Here is a 16,135-nt window from a genome sequence, read left to right as displayed (position 1 = left end):
CGGATTCTACGCGCGGGCGGCGTTGCGCCTGGCCAGCGCGACGGTGATCGCGAAGAGGACGACGCCGGTGACGGCGAGCGCGGCGCCGACCGCGGCGGGCGCGGTGTAGCCGTAGCCCGCGGCGATCACCAGCCCCCCGAGCCAGGCGCCCGCGGCATTGGCGATGTTCAGCGCGGCGTGGTTGAGCGCGGCGGCGAGCGTCTGGGCGTCGGCGGCGACATCCATGAGCCGGGTCTGCAGGCCGGGCGCGAGCGCGGCGCCCGATGCCCCGACCAGCAGCGCCCCGATCGCGGCGGTGACCGGGTTGTGCGCGGCGGCGACGAACCCGGCCAGGATCACCACCATGGCGCCCATGCCGAGGAAGATCGAGCGGTCCACGCCGCGATCGGCCAGGAACCCGCCCAGGATATTGCCGATCACCATCCCGACCCCGAAGAGCGCGAGCACCAGCGGCACCAGCCCGGCGCCGAGCCCGGCCACATCGGTGAGCGTGGTGGCGACGTAGGTGTAGACCGCGAACATGCCGCCGAAGCCGACGGCCCCGACCGCCAGCGTGAGCAGCACCTGCGGCCTGCGCAGCGCGCTCAGCTCGGTGAGCGGATTGGTGGTGACGATCCCGGTGAGCGGCGGCACGAAGCGGAGCAGCGCCGCGACCGTCGCCAGCCCGATCACCGCCACCACGACGAAGGCCGCCCGCCAGCCGAACGCCTGGCCGAGCCAGGTCGCGGCGGGCACCCCGACCACATTGGCCACGCTGAGCCCCAGCATCACCGCCGCCACCGCCTTGGCCCGCTGCCCGGCGGGCGCCAGCGTCGCGGCGGCCAGCGAGGCGACGCCGAAGTAGGCGCCGTGCGGCAGCCCAGCCACGAAGCGCGCCGCCACCAGCGTCCCGTAGCTCGGCGCGAGCACCGTCGCGAGATTGCCGACGGTGAACGCCACCATCAACCCGACCAGCAGCTTCTTGCGCGGCATCCGCGCGAAGGCGGCCGCGATCACCGGCGCGCCGAGCACCACGCCGAGCGCATAGGCGGAGACCGCGTGCCCGGCCGTCGGCTCGGAGACGTGCATGGCGCCCGCGATATCGGGCAGCAACCCCATGGTCACGAACTCGGTGGTGCCGATCCCGAACCCGCCGAGCGCCATGGCGAGCATGGCGGGCAGGTGCCAGCTGGTGCGCGGGGTCTCGACGGCGGTCGCGGTAGAAGTCACGCTTTCGTGCAACCCCGGCGCACCGGCGCGGGGTTCCCGGGGGCGGGGTGAGATCGGCCACCCCCGGCAGTCAGTCGGCGATACTTCTGGTGAGCTCCTCCAGCAAGCCGACGGCCTTGCGCTTGTCCTCGTCGGTGATGTGCAGTTCGCCGCTCGCGACGCGCGTCTCGGTGTCCCGGATCTCGAGGGTGGCATTCCAGTGGCCGATGCGGGTGGCGAATCGGACCCGCGTAGACGGATTGGCTGCGTCCGCGCGCAGGTCGTACAGCCATATCGCCTCGCCGAGCGCGGGGGCGGCGACGAACCCGCGTATGCCATCCGTCGGATCCGGATCATTCCGCGCGCTCCGGGCGGAGTAGTACCCCACGGTGTTGCGCTCCTGGGTGACCTCACAGACTGTGCTGCTGCCAACGTTCAGATTCGCGCCCGCGGCGGGCACGGCCCGCACATCGACGGCGTGCAATTCGTCGGTGAAGAAGGCGGCCACCGTGTCGCACAGCGCCCCGTTCGTCACCGCAGGCCGCGTCGGCGTCGAAACAGGTGGCTGCTCCGACGGGGTCGTGGTCGTGCATCCTGCCACCGCCAGCAGCGCGGTAGCCATTGCGGTTGTGAGCCCCTTCCTCATTTCGCTACCGCCCAATCCGATTTATCGCCGTCCGCCGTCGATCCGTCCCCTATCGCCTCTTCGATTCCCGCTTTACCTGAGCCGTAGGAGGATTTCACCGCGCTCGGCCACTTGTTGCCGGGGAGCCCCTTCTGCACCTCCACCGCCTCGGCGAGCTTGTTCCCCTCGATCATGTTGTTCTTCGCGGCGTCGGCCAAGCTCTTCACGACCGCGAGGATGAAGGTGTTCGCGGCCTCGACAGCCGACGTGAGCGCCTTGATCTGCGCCAGCGCGCCGCCGAGCGAGAAGAAGTCGAGCAGTGCCTTCAGGTAGTCGACCGTGGTCTCCTCGACCTTGACGATGAGGTCCTGGCATTTCACCGCGAGATCGCCGTACAGCGTCAGCTCCGAGGTAGCCAGTATCTCCAGGCTCGTCGCGATCTTGTCGAATTCCAGAGGGAGATTGTCGAGCGCGTCTTTCTGTCGCAACCGCAGCTCCGCGTACCTGGTCGCGGCATCACCCTGCCACTCGCTGGCGAGGTTGGTGTCGTTGTAGTAGTTCCCGGCTACGAGCAGCTTGTTGCGGAGTCCCCGCCACTCGTTCGCGACATCGATGAACTTCACCGGCACCTCGAGATCGGGGTCCAGCTTCTTCAGCTTCTCCCACGTCTCCCGAATGGCTGTGTTGATCTTATCCCGCTCGCTCCAGATCTGGTCGACCGTGTCCTCCACGGTGAAGGCCCCGATCGGGTTCGTGACAGCGCCGCCGTAGCCGCTGGATCGGGTGTGCATCACCAGGATGCCGGCGTAGTCGTCGACCTTCGCCGGGAGATCGCCGATCCGATCTTTCCGCTCCCTGATGAACGAGATCTTGTCGTACAGACTGATCCGATCCTGTTCCGGGTCACTCATATTTCGTTCTCCAGCTTGGTCAGCCGCCCCGTACTGGCACGCTCTTCGCTCTCGTACGCATTGCAGGCCGAGTTCAGCACCGCGGCGATATCACCGAAGACCGTGACCCCCTCGTTCAACCTGTCCCGGAAATAGCCGGGAGCCGGGCTGTACTTGTCGAGCGCTTCCGCGAATGTTCCGGCCTGCGTAGCGGTGATCTCCAGTTTCGATGTCAGCGCCGCGCCTTCGCCGAGGACGACCGCGGCTTCCTGCCAGCTTCGGACGGCCAAGCGCATCGCCGCCAGGCTCACCGTCAATTTATCGCTCACCGTGCACCTCGGCTTCCAGGAGTCGCAGTCTGTGTCGGTCCAGTTCGTGCTCGAGATCCGCGTCCGAATAGCGCGAATAGTCGCCACGAACCGTGAAGGTCGGCCGTGCCGAGCGGACCATGTCCGCACACCGCAGCAGCTCGTCGCCGATCTCGTCGGGATCGGCCGTCGCGGCCCACCCACTCCGCACCTCGATCGCGCGCAGCTGGGTGCCGTCGGCAATCACCGTGACCGCCGACGCGCCGTAGATCACCGCCTGGCCGGAACCCTGATATCTGCTGCTGCCGATCATCGCGCTGGACAGGGCCGTGTACTCCGCCCAGGTCCGGGTTTCGAGCAGCACTGTCGCGATGGTCCTGGCGTCGGGCGTAGCGGCGTCCGAGATCTGCTGCGCGGTCGGCCAGGTGCCCCCCGCGCACAACCGCTCGACCCGCTCCGACACCGCGGCCCGATAGGCCGCCATGAGCTCGGCGGATGCCTCGTTCGGTGCGACCTGGCTACGCCACTGCGAGTTCGGCGAAACCCGGACCGGAAGGCAGCCGCTGTCGACCTCGATCGTGACGAACGACGAGCCGACCGAGATTCGCGGCGGCGGGGCGGGTGGCGCGGCTACCGCGCGCGGCACCAACGGCTCGTCGTCCCAGAACTCGTCCGGATCATCCACATGGTTGTAGAACCCCGCCCCCATGATCGCACTCCCCCGTATCGCGCTGCCCGATCGAGCAACCGAGCCAACTCTTCCGCTTCAGCAGATTGATGTCAATCGCAACGATCCAGGCACCAACGACGACAGCCCCCGCTCCGCGATCAGCGGAACGGGGGCTGTCGAGACGACGATCAGCGCAGCGCGCGCGCCAGGTTGGCATCGAGCGCGCCGAGGAACTCCTCGGTGCTCAGGTACCCCTGGTCCCCGCCGACCAGCGCGGCCAGATCCTTGGTCATCTGCCCACCCTCGACCGTCTTGATGACGACGTCCTCGAGCGTCTGCGCGAAGCCGATCACCTCGGGGGTGTTGTCCAGCTTGCCGCGGTGCTCCAGCCCCCGGGTCCAGGCGAAGATCGACGCGATCGGGTTGGTCGACGTCGGCTTGCCCTGCTGGTGCTGGCGGAAGTGCCTGGTGACGGTGCCGTGCGCGGCCTCCGCCTCACAGGTCTGGCCGTCCGGGGTGAGCAGCACCGAGGTCATCAGCCCGAGCGAGCCGAAGCCCTGCGCGACGGTGTCGGACTGCACGTCGCCGTCGTAGTTCTTGCAGGCCCAGACGTAGCCGCCCTCCCACTTCATGGAGGAGGCGACCATGTCGTCGATGAGCCGGTGCTCGTAGGTGAGCCCGGCGGCGTCGAACTGGCTCTTGAACTCGGCGTCGAACACCTCCTGGAAGGTGTCCTTGAACATGCCGTCGTAGGCCTTGAGGATGGTGTTCTTGGTCGACATGTACACCGGGTAGTTCTGCTGCAGGCCGTAGTTGAACGAGGCCCGCGCGAAATCCTCGATGGACTTCTTGAAGTTGTACATGCCCATGACGACGCCGCCGTCCTCGGGCATCTTCACGACCTCGTGCACGATCGGCTCGCTGCCGTCCTCCGGGGTGAAGGTGAGGGTGACCGTGCCGGGCTGGAACACCTTGAAGTCGGTGGCGCGGTACTGGTCGCCGAAGGCGTGCCTGCCGATGATGATCGGCTTGGTCCAGCCCGGCACCAGCCGCGGGACATTGGAGATGATGATCGGCGCGCGGAAGATCGTGCCGCCGAGGATGTTGCGGATAGTGCCGTTCGGCGACCGCCACATCTTCTTCAGCCCGAATTCCTCGACCCGCGCCTCGTCCGGGGTGATCGTGGCGCACTTGACACCGACGCCGTGCCGCTTGATCGCCTCGGCCGCGTCCACGGTGACCTGGTCGTCGGTCTTGTCGCGGTACTCGATGCCGAGGTCGTAGTACTCGAGGTTCACGTCGAGGTACGGGTGGACCAGCTTGTCCTTGATGAACTGCCAGATGATCCGCGTCATCTCGTCGCCGTCGAGCTCTACGACGGTGCCTTCAACCTTGATCTTGGACATGGATCTTCGTGTCCTCCTAGGGTGTGTGCCCTCATTGCACGGCCAGGCGAACACGCTTGTGAGCGGACCCCAGCTGTCCAACAGACAACGTCTATGTCCCGCTTGGTCGGCGAGACCCTGTGGTGCAAACAAGACAAGCGTACTGCTGCCCGACCTCGCATTGCACGGCGAGGGTCGCCCTGGCGGAGACCCCGACTCGTTACCCGCGAGTAGGTCCGGCGTGACCGAGGACACGCCCCTTGCTCACCATCCGAGCGTACGACGAGAGCCGGGAGCGGCGCAGCACCCACCCGCTCAGAGCGGTCGCGAACCCCCTGTGATCGCATTCACAGCGGCCACCTGTGGATAGCCCGGCACTCGGGTTCGATCGGCAGACCTCGGTCCGGTTACGATGTCGAACAGGTCATGAGTGCCAGCGCGAAGCCCCGGCTCGCTGGCCGGCAACCCTCCAGCAGCGGCGGGGTGCTCCGGGTGATGACCCGGCTCCCGACGGCCGGGAGCAAGCGCTCTCCTGGAGGTAACACGTGACCGAGACGACCGATCCCACCGCGAACTGGTCCTTCGAGACCAAGCAGATCCACGCGGGCCAGGCCCCCGACGGCAGCACCAGCGCCCGCGCGCTGCCGATCTACCAGACCACCTCCTACACCTTCCGCGACACCGCGCACGCCGCGGCGCTCTTCGGCCTCGCCGAGCCGGGCAATATCTACACCCGGATCATGAACCCCACCCAGGACGTGGTGGAGCAGCGGATCGCGGCCCTGGAGGGCGGCGTCGCGGCGCTGGTCGTCGCCTCCGGCCAGGCCGCCGAGACCTTCGCCGTCCTGAACCTCGCGAACGCGGGCGACCACATCGTCTCCAGCCCGCACCTGTACGGCGGCACCTACAACCTCTTCCACTACACCCTGCCCAAGCTCGGCATCACGGTCTCCTTCGTGGACGACCCGGACGACCTGGAGCAGTGGCGCGCCGCCGTCCGGCCGAACACCAAGGCCTTCTACGGCGAGACCATCGCCAACCCGAGCAGCGCCATCCTCGACCTGCCCGGCATCTCCGCCGTCGCGCACGCGGCCGGTGTCCCGCTGATCGTGGACAACACGGTGGCCACGCCCTACCTGCTGCGGCCGCTGGAGCACGGCGCCGACATCGTGGTGCACTCGGCCACCAAGTACCTGGGCGGCCACGGCGCCGCCATCGCCGGCGTGATCGTGGACGGCGGCACCTTCGACTGGACCGGCAAGACCGAGTCCGGCGAGGACCGCTTCCCCGGCTTCACCACCCCGGACCCCAGCTACCACGGCGCGATCTTCGCCGACCTGGGCGCGCCCGCCTTCGCGCTCAAGGCGCGGGTGCAGCTGTTGCGCGACCTCGGCTCCGCGGTCTCGCCCTTCAACGCCTTCCTGATCAGCCAGGGCATCGAGACGCTGAGCCTGCGCATGGAGCGGCACGTGCAGAACGCGCAGGCGGTCGCCGAGTTCCTGGCCACGCACCCGGCGGTCACCTCGGTCGCCTATGCCGGGCTGCCCACCTCGCCGTGGTACCAGCGCGGCAGGGAGCTGACGCCGAAGGGCGCGGGCGCGGTGATCGCCTTCGAGCTGAAGGGCGGCGTCGAGGCGGGCAAGAAGTTCGTGGACGCGCTGACGCTGCACAGCCACGTCGCCAATATCGGCGACGTGCGCTCGCTGGTGATCCACCCGGCCTCCACCACGCACTCCCAGCTCACCCCCGACGAGCAGGCGAGCTCCGGCGTCACGCCGGGGCTGGTCCGGCTGGCCGTCGGGATCGAGGGGCTGGAAGACATCCTGACCGACCTGCGCGCGGGCTTCGACGCGGCGTCGTGACCGTGGGTATCGAAGCGCGCACCGTCCGGCTACCACCGCCGGACGGCACCTACGGCGTGATCCCGGTGGGCGACGTCAAGCTGGAGAACGGCGCCGTCGTCCCCGATGTGCGGTTGGCCGTGCAGCGCTGGGGCGAGCTCTCGCCCGCGCTGGACAATGTGATCCTGGTCGAGCACGCGCTCACCGGCGACGCGCACGTCGCCGGCGCCCCCGACAACCCGGCCCCCGGCTGGTGGGAGGGGATGGTCGGCCCCGGCGCCCCGCTGGACACCGACGAGTGGTGCGTCGTCGCCACCAATGTGCTCGGCGGCTGCAAGGGCAGCACCGGCCCCGCCGCCCCCGCGCCCGACGGGAAGCCCTGGGGCAGCCGGTTCCCGGACATCTCCATCCGCGACCAGGTGACTGCCGAGGTCGCGCTGGCCGACCTGCTCGGTATCGAGCGGTTGGCCGCCGTGATCGGCGGGTCGATGGGCGGCATGCGGGTACTGGAGTGGATGGTCGGCACCCCGGAGCGGGTGGCGGCGGCGCTGGTGCTCGCCGTCGGCGCCCGTGCCACGGCTGATCAGATCGGCACCCAGACCACCCAGATCGCCGCCATCGTCGGCGACCCGGCCTGGCAGGGCGGCGAGTACCACGGCACCGGCAGCGCCCCGGTGACCGGGCTCGCCGTCGCCCGGCGCATCGCGCACCTCAGCTACCGCACCGAGGCCGAGCTGGACCACCGCTTCGAGAACCTGCCGCAGGACGGCGAGGACCCGTGGCACGGCGGCCGGTACGCGGTGCAGAGCTACCTGGAGCACCAGGCGGAGAAGCTGGTCGCGCGGTTCGACGCCGCCACCTATGTGCTGCTCTCCGAGGCCATGAACCGGCACGACGTGGGCCGGGGCCGCGGCGGGGTCGCGGCGGCGCTGGGGTCGACCCCGGTGCCGTGCGTGGTCGCTGGGGTGGATTCGGACCGGCTGTACCCGCTGCGCACCCAGCGCGAGCTGGCCGAGCTGCTCCCCGGCTGCGCCGGGCTGGAGGTCATCCACTCCAGGGACGGCCACGACGGCTTCCTCACCGAGGCCGAGCAGATCGCCACCCTGCTGACCAGGACGGCGGAGCTGGCGCGGGCCAACCGCTAACCGACGCCGAGCGTGTTGATGGTGGCCGCGAGGAAGACGATGGTGCTGCCGAGCAGGCTCAGCGCCGCCACGTCGAACGGCTTGCCGCGCACCGCGAGCAGCCCCACCCGCACCGTCGGCAGGCACAGCCGGAACACGGCCGCGAGCAGCGCCGCGCTGCCGAAGATGAAGGCGCCGCGGCGCCAGCGATCGGAGGCGACGAAGACGATCGCCACCAACACGACCAGCCCGACCAGCACCATCGGCAGGTGACAGCGCAGGAACTGCGCGCCCCAGCTGCCGCCTCCGGATTCCTGCCGCGGTACGGTCGGGTCTGTCACGCCTGCGATTGTGACAGACCCGGCTGGTGCAGCCCGAATCGCACGCCCTGGTCGTCCCGGCAGAAGGCGAAGCGGCCGAAGCCCTTCGTCTCCGGGCCGGGCTCCTCGGCCTCGCCGCCGAGGTCACGGACTCTTCTGGCCGCGGCCTCGATGTCGTCGACCCGGAAGAAGATATCGATCCGGCGGTCCTCGTCGCCCCGGTGGACGCCGCCGCGGACACCGCCGGTTTCCAGCCAGGCCGGGCCGCCGGGTTCGGTCTCGTGGGTCTTCCAGTCGAGGAGTCGCTCGTAGAAGGCGCGGGCGCGGGTGGCGTCTGGGACGCCGATCTCGAAGAAGCTCGGTTCACCGGTCATCGGTGGTTCCCTCCGGGTCGTCGGTGTTCCCGACCCTAGGTGCGCGGTCGCGGCGCGGTCTTGAACGAATGTTCGCGCCGCGCGGCGGAGGTGGGTCCCATGCGGGGTGCGCGGCGGGGGATCTCGCCTTCACTCGTGGGCGGCGGCCCACGCGCTCGGCGGGCGGCCGGCGAACTCGCGGAAGTCACGGGTGAAGTGCGCCTGGTCGGCATAGCCGCAGGCGAGCGCGATGGCGCTGAGCGGCTGCGGGTTCGCGGCGCGGAGCAGCGCGGTGGCGCGCTCGAAGCGGAGCACCCGCGCCGCCGCCTTCGGCGTGAGCCCGATCTGGGCGCGGAAGCGCCGTGCCAGCCGGGCCCGGCTCCAGCCGATCTCGGTGAGGATCGCGCCGATTCCCGCGGTCCCGCCGGTGCGTCGCAGGGTGCGCCAGGCGTACGCGACCTCGGGGTCCGGCTCCGGCCCGTCCAGCGCGGCCCGTCCGAACAGCTCGTCCAGCAGGGCGAAGCGGCCCACCGTATCCCGCTGCGCCGCAACCTTCTCCGGCAGTTCCCGCCCGAACAACTCGGTCAGCCCCACCGCCCGATCGGCCAGCTCGGCCACATCCCCCGCCACCCGATACAGCCCGAGCGGCGTCAACCGCACCTGCACGCAGTGCTGCACCCCCGCATGCTCGGTCCGCGTCGGCCCCCGGCTCGGCCCCGCCACGAACGCCCGCCACGGGCGCGCCACCCCCGGATCCGCGACGTCGGTCACCATCAGCGGATCCGCGAACTCCACCACCAGCACCGCCCCGGCATTCGCCGGCTCGTACCGCACCACGGGCCCGCCGGAACGCTCCCGGAACTCGGCGTACTCACCGATCAGCCCGGTGAGCGCCGGATGCGGCGCCGCCGTCTCCCACGAGCTCACGCCCATCCCCCCATCCTGCGCCATTTGCGCCCGTCGCACCTGGTTGACTACCCCTGTGTTTCATCTGATGTTCCACGAGCCGTGCATCTTGTTCCACACAACATAGCAGACAGACCGTATGGTCTTCGGCATCGGTGGCTCGCCTACTCCGCGGAACGGCGTAGTCCCTAGGGTTCAAGCCCCTCGGGTCGCTGGTCTCGGCTAATCTGCTGGCCATGACCGGACCCACCCCCGATGCGGACTCCCGCACTATCGCGGTGATGCGCCTGAGCGGGGCACGGTTCAACTCCGATGGCATGCCCGCTGACGCGCTCGTCGAGATCGCTGCCTTTGAGGACATACTCCGATCTCTGGTCCGGCTCTACTGGCACGATCGCCACCCCGGCCGGAAGCGCATGCCTAAGGGGTATGACGACGAGATAACCCTTCGGCTCACTGCTATTGGCGACGGTTCGGCCGTTCCGGTTCTCGAACATGACTCGACGCTGCGGGCGAACGACTTGTTCGGCCCGTACGAGATCAAGCAGGACTTCGCCAGAGCAATCGATACGCTTGAGCAATTCGTCAACTACGGCTATAGCGACAAAGGGCGGATTCCCACCGATATCCGCCGCCTACCGTCCAACAAGATGAAGAAGTTCGGGCAGACAATTCGCAAGGGTGAGGCGATCCAGGTCGCCGCTACCGTCCCCGATTCATGGGACACCATCACCCGATACACCCCCGACGCCCGACGGAACGCCCTCGTCACCCTCATCGGCAACTTCACGCGACCTGTCACCGTCGAGGGCCAGGTAATCGACTTCAACGTCTCGACGGGGCGGTTAGTCGTCCGCGATCGAGAACACAAGGGCGACATCCCCATTCCGTACCTGGAATCAGGACTCTCAGCAAGCATTGACTCCGCGAAACAGCTATTCGAGTGCGTCGCCGAAGGCGTAGGCGAGTTCAATGCGGACGGTCGGCTGATCAAGCTCATCACGGTCATTTCCCTTGACGTCACCGATGTCACCGAGGATGCCCGCGTGGTGCGCGCTTCTCTCGACGCGCTCGCCGATCTCAACGACGGATGGGTTGACGGAGAGTCTGGTGAGGCGATCACACAAGCCGTAATCGAGCGCGGGAACGCGGTGATCGACGCGATGATCGCGCTGAGCAACATCACCCGAACCGTCGTCCCCACAGAGGATGGTGGCGTGAGCTTCTTCTGGCCTGACGCCGAGAACCAACTGTCGATCGAGGTCGAGCCGACTTGCGCGCTCTACGTCCACACGACCAACCTGGCCGCCGGTACCTTCGCCGACGACAAGATCGCGCCCGACGTCATCAATCTCGTCGACACGCTTGACTCGTGGCTTTCGGAGGTGACCGATGGGTGACGAGACCGAGGTAGCCGAGACCGTTCGCGAGCCAATCACTCAGCGCGAGACGGTATTGTTTCGCCCCATCATCCGCGCTTGGGCCCCCAACGGTGACGTCACGCCGCAAGCCTTCAAGCTCAGCACCGCCGACAAGGCAGACTCCAACCGGCTCTCGATCGCGCACGGCGACACAACCGCTGAGGATGCCTACAACGAGCGCGCCGCTGCGGTCAAGAAGCGGTGCGACGACAACGGCAAGCCCTACCACGCGCCGGTAGGCGTGTTGGCGGTAACGGTCGAGGACGTCGAGTCCATCGAAATCAAATCGCCCGAGGAATCAGAGCCGCGTCGACCGCTGACCGTGTGGGACGACTCGATGAACGACCACATCCCTGACACCCACGGCCACATCGACTACGACAACTTGCCGCCGTCCGATCGCGGTGCGTACGACTTCGCGGCTAAGGCACTCCTCGACCGTGCCAAGAAAAAGGGCTGGAAGTTCGGCCCATGTGACGAGTAGACGCCGCCACCGTTCTTGATTGAGCCTTTCCGAGTAGCGGCGTGTCGCTGCTCAAGTGGTTCTGGCAACAGAAGCCAACCCGTAGCTGCGCGGGTTGGCGTACTGGTCGTGTCCGGAGGGGGAATGGACCACTACCCCGCGCCGTCGTACGCACCAAGGTTCGGCTTGTTCGCGAAGCGCTGGACGGGCTTCCGGGGCCGGAGCGTCCGGCGGTGCTAAAGGCGTTAGCCGCGGTGGTCTGACAAACGCTGTCGCCATCCCTTCGGCGGGGGCCACGGGACACCCCACTGTGCGAGCTGTGCCCGGGTCCATCCCCCGGCGGGAGTCTTCGCCGCGTCGATCTCTTCGGCGGACACGCGCCGTGTCGGTTGCCAATCCACGGAGTCAGTGTCTCGTACGGCCGGGGAGCCCCGGCGACGACCGGAAGGGTGTCGATCGAACCGACACCCTTCCCCGGCCTCACCTCCGCTTGTGTACCCAGCTTGCCGATTCGACTCGGAGGGGTACGCGCGGAAACCCTGACCCACCCCACGATTTTCACGGTCAGGCTCGGTCTGGCTAACGGTGCCCGCTCCGACTGTTCTCTGCTGACACCTTGTGGTGTCGGCCGAGCACCCCGGTTGCCCGCGGATTCCGGACGGCTAGTCCGATCCTGGCAAGGGGCATGATCATTCGGGGTTGAGGTGCCAACTTCGAAATGAAGGTTACAGAGCACGAAACTCCAGACTGAAGCTCGCATCGTCACGTGACAACAAGTCGCGCAAGGTGCGATCTCTTTTCGGAACCGAATTTACGAGCCCACGGCGGGTGATCTGTCCGCCGTACTCGTCGTGAATGAGGTGTCGCAGCTGCCGCGTATGCTCTAGCAAACGCTTCAACCAGCAAGCGTCCGAACCGTAAGGTGATTGATCATGGCCGCCTACCTGAAGTGGTTTGGAACGACGATTCTAGCCATCGTCGCTCTTGTCATCGGCATGGTGCCTTTCATTGACAGTTGGCCTCGCTGGGTTTTCGTTGCAGTGGGAGTAATCGCACTTATCGCCTCCGTTATGACCTTTCCTTGGGGAATTGGCGGGAGCTCAAGTGATGCAGGGCAGAGCAAGCGAATTCGAATTCGGCAAACTCAAAAAGGGGGTGACAACTCGACGCAGACGCAAGTAGGCGGGAACTTCAAGAACAAAGGCAAGCAGGGAAATAGTAACTAATCACCCAATCGGCAAATGCAATACGCCAACATCAACGGAGACGTGCGAGCCACCTCATCGCGCTTTCCGACGTAGAGTATGCGGCTGCACTGCACAAGCGACATGCCGCTATTGCGATACCCCTACTGGATTTAGGTGAAGGCATATGGCAGAAGGAAGCGGATGGAAATGGAGAAAGACATCAAAGCGCCAGCGGGCAGGTAAAAACTCCCAACAAATTCAAGGAGAGCGAATCGAATACCACGTCCACAACCATACCGGCTTGAGTATGGAAGATGCAATCGACCTGTATGCGCGACTTTCAAGGGCAGATGCCCAACGATACACCGAAGCGGCATTCACTAAGATTGACCAGCGAGTTGACGAGTTCCTCGTTAACTATTTCGAGCGACAGTCGTCCGTCGACCCGGACGGCCTCTCATCGCTTGAAGATCCTTTCATGCAAAGAAGTCTGAGGGATGCTCAGATCGAGTTTGCAACTTCCGGTTCAGAAGACCTCGGTCAAGTGTTAGTGGACCTGTTAGTGCAATTATCTAACCGAGAGCGATCGTCGCTGTCGGCAATCGCACTTAGAGACGCGATTCAAATAGTGCCGAAATTGAAACAAGAGCACTTGAACACTTTGTCAGTAATCGTCGCACTACGTTGCACTATCTATAATGCATGGAATTCTTTTCATGAGATGTACGGCTCACTATCGGAGACAGTCGCACCTCTAGCAAATGAGTACTCGGATGGTGGTCTCGGCTACCGACACATGCAAGGTCTCGGGCTAGGCTGGTTCGGCATGAGCGAGGGTGAAGTCAGCGCAATGTTTCTCGCTCGGTACCCCGGGCTTTTCACAAAAGGAATTAATTTCGGAGATATTCCGACTGATATTGCAAATAAAGTGCGGATTATACCCGCTTTACGCGATGAGAGGAAGGTGCAACTCGCTATAACCTCGCAGGGATCTGTAGATGCGCATGTGGAAGAAGGAAATTTTACCGACGAGCAGGGTCGCAGAATTTCAGCAATCATTCGCACGAACCTGATGTCTGAGCTTGAGGTGAAAGAGGAATTCGAAAGACGAGTGCCTGCCATGAGATCTTTGCTTCACGCGTGGCGACACACATCCAACATGCACGAATTTGACCTCACCTCAACCGGATTTGCCATCGGCCATGCCAATTTACAAGCGAAGTCTAAAGCGCCCGTGCCACTTAACGTGTACATTCCCCAGTAGTCCACGCACCCGCATTTACACTGCATATCCAGGTAGGAGGATTGGATGTCATGGTTCCGACAAGGACAAGCAGGAGGCGACTACTCTCGCCAGATCCAAGCAGCACAGAACGTCTACATAAATGAAGGGATACGCCCCGACGAAGTAGTCCAAATATGCACCGAGTCAATGCGGTCAGAATTCGAGAAGTTCTCACTTACGGCTCGCACGATGGTGGACGAGCGAGCCAGAGAATTCCTTGAGAACTACATGATACGGCAGGCTGAGGCTGCTCCTCAGCACGCATCGGCCATGCAGCAACCTTACATGCAACGTGCGGTTCAGACCGCTCAAATCGAGTACGTCAGCGCGGGCGATCCGGACCTAGGGGCGGTTCTTGTCGATCTGCTCGTAGACCTTTCTAAACAAGAGAATCGGTCTATGTACGGAACGAGCTTGCAGGCCGCACTAGAGATCGCACCGAAACTAACCAGTGAGCAGATGAATGCGCTCACCGTAGTCGATCGCATCCATTCAAAAATCTTTGTTTGGCCCAGCCCAGCTGAGATGCACGAGGCAATCCGACGTGAGGTTGTCCCCTTCCTTGACTATCTACCGCAAAGCATACTCGACTACTCACATATGGTTGGTCATGGCGTCTGTTGGATGACAGATGGAGGAAATCTCAGTGTCGAGACTATGTTTCTTGAGAAGTATCCCGGCTTGTTCACTAGGGGGTTTGAACGACATGAGTTGCCCCCAGACTTTCCAGAAGTCGGGGGGCTGTTGCAGCCAGCGCTTCGCGACCCGAAGAGATTACAGATATCTGTCTTCTCGTCTCGGCACCTTACGCAAGCGCTGGAAATGAACGTGGTTGGCCTCACGCCCGAACAAGGAGAGGCCGTGAGACGAGCACAGGGACTCAACATCTTCTCTGTCGAAGAAGTACTCAAGGAGTTGATGTCCGAGAACCGGCAGATGGCACACTTAGCCTCTTACTGGAAGAGGACAAAGATCAGTCGTATCGAGCTATCGACTACGGGGCTCATCATCGCCGAGGCAAACTTGCGGTCGAAGGTTCCCGATGCAGCCATAATGCCGTTCTGAGGTTCGGTTCAATCGAGAGAGGGGTGTCGGAGTGACCTGGTTCCGTCAAGGGCAGACAGGGGGCGACTACTCCCGTCAGATTCAGGCAGCACAGAATGTATATATCAGCGAAGGCGTGAAGCCTGATGAAGTTGTACGGATTTCACACGAGCTAATCCGAGCTGAATTGGACCGCTTCACGCAAACAGCTCGAACGGAAGTCGAGCGCCTGTCACTCGAATTCCTCGAAAACTACATGATGAGACAGTCCAGAGTTGCGCCTGAATCTGTCGAATCTCTCAAACGTCCTGATATGCAGCGGACATTGCAGTCGGCACAGATTAGCTTTACTAGCTGCGGCGACGAAAACCTGGGTCAGGTATTGGTTGATTTGCTGGTAGAGCTTTCTCGGGTACAGCCGAGAGATTTTTATGCGATTGCTATCGCGGAAGCCGTAGCTCTGGCTCCGAAAGTAACGACCAATCAGCTAGACGCTATGGCATTTGTCTACTTTGTCAGGAACGTTGAGTATCAATGGGAAGACCTAGCGCAGATGCGCTTAGAAATAGCTAGATCATGGCAACCATTCTTTGCAAAGCTGGACGTTGACAGAAGCGACTTACTTCACCTAGCAAGCATTGGCGCTGGATCGTTCGACATTTCGGGTAAATTCTTCGGTGAGCAGATATGCGAACAGCTGCCCGGGCTGTTTACCAATGGGTACAAGCTTCGAGAAATTCCTAGGTGGATTCGGGATGAAGATCTAATCATGCCAGCTATCCGCAACCCGAAACTGTATCAACTTAAAGCTGTTGACACCGATGAGCTGCTTCGGCAATTAGAATTAGCGTTATTGCCCGAGCATGGAATCAGCCCTTACCACTCGTTACCGGCAGAAGCTATCCGGATACTCAAAGGAAATCCGATACTGGAAAGTCTTTGCAAGGAGGATTTGGCGGGCCCCCTTGACAACTCGAAGTTAGTTCACTCGTATTGTTTCAACCTTTTCGACGGTTTTGAGTTGTCAGTTGTCGGCGCAGTTATAGCCCACACTCATATAGAATCGGTGATGGGCCGGCTGTCCAACAAAACTACGATCGACAAGATTCGTGCATCGCAATGACC

17 protein-coding genes and 1 riboswitch are annotated in these 16,135 nt (G+C 64.1%); of the genes, 8 read left to right on the top strand and 9 right to left on the bottom strand.

Going from position 1 to position 16,135, the window contains the following annotated elements; translation table 11 throughout:
- Window positions 1-6 precede the first annotated feature (6 nt).
- The 6 genes from AB0H71_RS30085 to AB0H71_RS30060 all read right to left on the bottom strand — a co-directional run bounded on the left by AB0H71_RS30085 (window position 7) and on the right by AB0H71_RS30060 (window position 5,087).
- Window positions 7-1,152 (bottom strand): MFS transporter, encoded by a 1,146-nt coding sequence (locus AB0H71_RS30085; RefSeq protein WP_357027908.1) that lies wholly within the window; start codon window positions 1,150-1,152, stop codon window positions 7-9.
- Window positions 1,153-1,279: 127 nt separating this feature from the next.
- The gene (locus AB0H71_RS30080) at window positions 1,280-1,810 is read right to left on the bottom strand and encodes a hypothetical protein (RefSeq protein WP_357027547.1); all 531 of its coding nucleotides are present in this window, start codon (window positions 1,808-1,810) and stop codon (window positions 1,280-1,282) included.
- A 20-nt stretch (window positions 1,811-1,830) separates the two neighbouring features.
- On the bottom strand, window positions 1,831-2,724 hold the full coding sequence (locus tag AB0H71_RS30075) for a hypothetical protein (protein ID WP_357027544.1): 894 nt from the start codon (window positions 2,722-2,724) through the stop codon (window positions 1,831-1,833).
- Window positions 2,721-3,032 carry a hypothetical protein gene (locus AB0H71_RS30070; protein WP_357027541.1) on the bottom strand — a complete coding sequence of 104 codons (312 nt, stop codon included), beginning with the start codon at window positions 3,030-3,032 and terminating at the stop codon, window positions 2,721-2,723. Before AB0H71_RS30070 ends, AB0H71_RS30075 begins: the two co-directional genes overlap by 4 nt.
- A complete protein-coding gene (locus AB0H71_RS30065) occupies window positions 3,022-3,720 on the bottom strand; it encodes a hypothetical protein (protein WP_357027539.1) in 699 nt (232 codons plus the stop codon). The genes AB0H71_RS30070 and AB0H71_RS30065 overlap by 11 nt, the downstream gene beginning before the upstream one ends.
- 149 nt (window positions 3,721-3,869) lie before the next feature.
- Window positions 3,870-5,087 carry an NADP-dependent isocitrate dehydrogenase gene (locus AB0H71_RS30060; protein WP_357027536.1) on the bottom strand — a complete coding sequence of 406 codons (1,218 nt, stop codon included), beginning with the start codon at window positions 5,085-5,087 and terminating at the stop codon, window positions 3,870-3,872.
- Window positions 5,088-5,488: 401 nt separating this feature from the next.
- Window positions 5,489-5,599: riboswitch (SAM riboswitch) on the top strand.
- 12 nt (window positions 5,600-5,611) lie between these two features.
- Between AB0H71_RS30060 and AB0H71_RS30055 the strand changes: the two genes are divergently transcribed.
- Both AB0H71_RS30055 and AB0H71_RS30050 read left to right on the top strand, forming a co-directional pair.
- A complete protein-coding gene (locus AB0H71_RS30055) occupies window positions 5,612-6,928 on the top strand; it encodes a bifunctional o-acetylhomoserine/o-acetylserine sulfhydrylase (protein ID WP_357027533.1) in 1,317 nt (438 codons plus the stop codon).
- A complete protein-coding gene (locus AB0H71_RS30050) occupies window positions 6,925-8,052 on the top strand; it encodes a homoserine O-acetyltransferase (protein WP_357027531.1) in 1,128 nt (375 codons plus the stop codon). The genes AB0H71_RS30055 and AB0H71_RS30050 overlap by 4 nt, the downstream gene beginning before the upstream one ends.
- Here AB0H71_RS30050 and AB0H71_RS30045 read toward each other — a convergent pair.
- From AB0H71_RS30045 to AB0H71_RS30035, 3 genes are all read right to left on the bottom strand, one after another.
- Window positions 8,049-8,294 carry a DUF3017 domain-containing protein gene (locus AB0H71_RS30045; RefSeq protein WP_084505157.1) on the bottom strand — a complete coding sequence of 82 codons (246 nt, stop codon included), beginning with the start codon at window positions 8,292-8,294 and terminating at the stop codon, window positions 8,049-8,051. The genes AB0H71_RS30050 and AB0H71_RS30045 overlap by 4 nt on opposite strands.
- Window positions 8,295-8,368: 74 nt before the next feature.
- Window positions 8,369-8,725: a VOC family protein gene (locus AB0H71_RS30040; RefSeq protein WP_357027528.1), complete on the bottom strand. Its 357-nt coding sequence runs from the start codon at window positions 8,723-8,725 to the stop codon at window positions 8,369-8,371.
- Window positions 8,726-8,854: 129 nt separating this feature from the next.
- Window positions 8,855-9,637, bottom strand: a complete 783-nt coding sequence (locus tag AB0H71_RS30035) for a helix-turn-helix domain-containing protein (protein WP_357027525.1) — start codon at window positions 9,635-9,637, stop codon at window positions 8,855-8,857.
- A gap of 209 nt (window positions 9,638-9,846) precedes the next feature.
- On the opposite strand from AB0H71_RS30035, the gene AB0H71_RS30030 reads away from it, so the two are divergent.
- From AB0H71_RS30030 to AB0H71_RS30005, 6 genes are all read left to right on the top strand, one after another.
- A complete protein-coding gene (locus tag AB0H71_RS30030; RefSeq protein WP_357027522.1) occupies window positions 9,847-11,010 on the top strand; it encodes a hypothetical protein in 1,164 nt (387 codons plus the stop codon).
- Window positions 11,003-11,515, top strand: coding sequence for an endo-1,4-beta-xylanase (locus AB0H71_RS30025; protein ID WP_357027519.1), 513 nt, complete (start codon window positions 11,003-11,005; stop codon window positions 11,513-11,515). The genes AB0H71_RS30030 and AB0H71_RS30025 overlap by 8 nt, the downstream gene beginning before the upstream one ends.
- 911 nt (window positions 11,516-12,426) lie before the next feature.
- Window positions 12,427-12,720, top strand: coding sequence for a hypothetical protein (locus AB0H71_RS30020; protein ID WP_357027516.1), 294 nt, complete (start codon window positions 12,427-12,429; stop codon window positions 12,718-12,720).
- A 145-nt stretch (window positions 12,721-12,865) separates the two neighbouring features.
- A complete protein-coding gene (locus AB0H71_RS30015) occupies window positions 12,866-13,945 on the top strand; it encodes an LPO_1073/Vpar_1526 family protein (RefSeq protein WP_357027513.1) in 1,080 nt (359 codons plus the stop codon).
- A gap of 45 nt (window positions 13,946-13,990) precedes the next feature.
- The gene (locus AB0H71_RS30010; RefSeq protein ID WP_357027510.1) at window positions 13,991-15,031 is read left to right on the top strand and encodes an LPO_1073/Vpar_1526 family protein; all 1,041 of its coding nucleotides are present in this window, start codon (window positions 13,991-13,993) and stop codon (window positions 15,029-15,031) included.
- Between the two features lie 31 nt (window positions 15,032-15,062).
- Complete coding sequence (locus AB0H71_RS30005; protein WP_357027507.1) at window positions 15,063-16,133, top strand: LPO_1073/Vpar_1526 family protein; 1,071 nt, start codon at window positions 15,063-15,065, stop codon at window positions 16,131-16,133.
- The last annotated feature ends 2 nt before the right edge of the window (window positions 16,134-16,135 follow it).

The sequence above is a fragment of the Nocardia sp. NPDC050697 genome, from assembly GCF_040654395.1.
Lineage (GTDB): Bacteria > Actinomycetota > Actinomycetes > Mycobacteriales > Mycobacteriaceae > Nocardia.
The sequence above is the reverse complement of the archived record's forward strand: the minus strand, read 5'-3'. Positions and strand labels throughout refer to the sequence as shown.

What these genes read in the sequence shown, in the direction of transcription:
- AB0H71_RS30085 (WP_357027908.1), bottom strand. Translation starts at nt 1,152, where the DNA reads ATGCTCGCCATGGCGCTCGGCGGGTTCGGGATCGGCACCACCGAGTTC.
- AB0H71_RS30080 (WP_357027547.1), bottom strand. Translation starts at nt 1,810, where the DNA reads ATGGCTACCGCGCTGCTGGCGGTGGCAGGATGCACGACCACGACCCCG.
- AB0H71_RS30075 (WP_357027544.1), bottom strand. Translation starts at nt 2,724, where the DNA reads ATGAGTGACCCGGAACAGGATCGGATCAGTCTGTACGACAAGATCTCG.
- AB0H71_RS30065 (WP_357027539.1), bottom strand. Translation starts at nt 3,720, where the DNA reads ATGGGGGCGGGGTTCTACAACCATGTGGATGATCCGGACGAGTTCTGG.
- AB0H71_RS30060 (WP_357027536.1), bottom strand. Translation starts at nt 5,087, where the DNA reads ATGTCCAAGATCAAGGTTGAAGGCACCGTCGTAGAGCTCGACGGCGAC.
- AB0H71_RS30045 (WP_084505157.1), bottom strand. Translation starts at nt 8,294, where the DNA reads ATGGTGCTGGTCGGGCTGGTCGTGTTGGTGGCGATCGTCTTCGTCGCC.
- AB0H71_RS30040 (WP_357027528.1), bottom strand. Translation starts at nt 8,725, where the DNA reads ATGACCGGTGAACCGAGCTTCTTCGAGATCGGCGTCCCAGACGCCACC.
- AB0H71_RS30035 (WP_357027525.1), bottom strand. Translation starts at nt 9,637, where the DNA reads ATGGGCGTGAGCTCGTGGGAGACGGCGGCGCCGCATCCGGCGCTCACC.
- AB0H71_RS30030 (WP_357027522.1), top strand. Translation starts at nt 9,847, where the DNA reads ATGACCGGACCCACCCCCGATGCGGACTCCCGCACTATCGCGGTGATG.
- AB0H71_RS30025 (WP_357027519.1), top strand. Translation starts at nt 11,003, where the DNA reads ATGGGTGACGAGACCGAGGTAGCCGAGACCGTTCGCGAGCCAATCACT.
- AB0H71_RS30020 (WP_357027516.1), top strand. Translation starts at nt 12,427, where the DNA reads ATGGCCGCCTACCTGAAGTGGTTTGGAACGACGATTCTAGCCATCGTC.
- AB0H71_RS30015 (WP_357027513.1), top strand. Translation starts at nt 12,866, where the DNA reads ATGGCAGAAGGAAGCGGATGGAAATGGAGAAAGACATCAAAGCGCCAG.
- AB0H71_RS30010 (WP_357027510.1), top strand. Translation starts at nt 13,991, where the DNA reads ATGTCATGGTTCCGACAAGGACAAGCAGGAGGCGACTACTCTCGCCAG.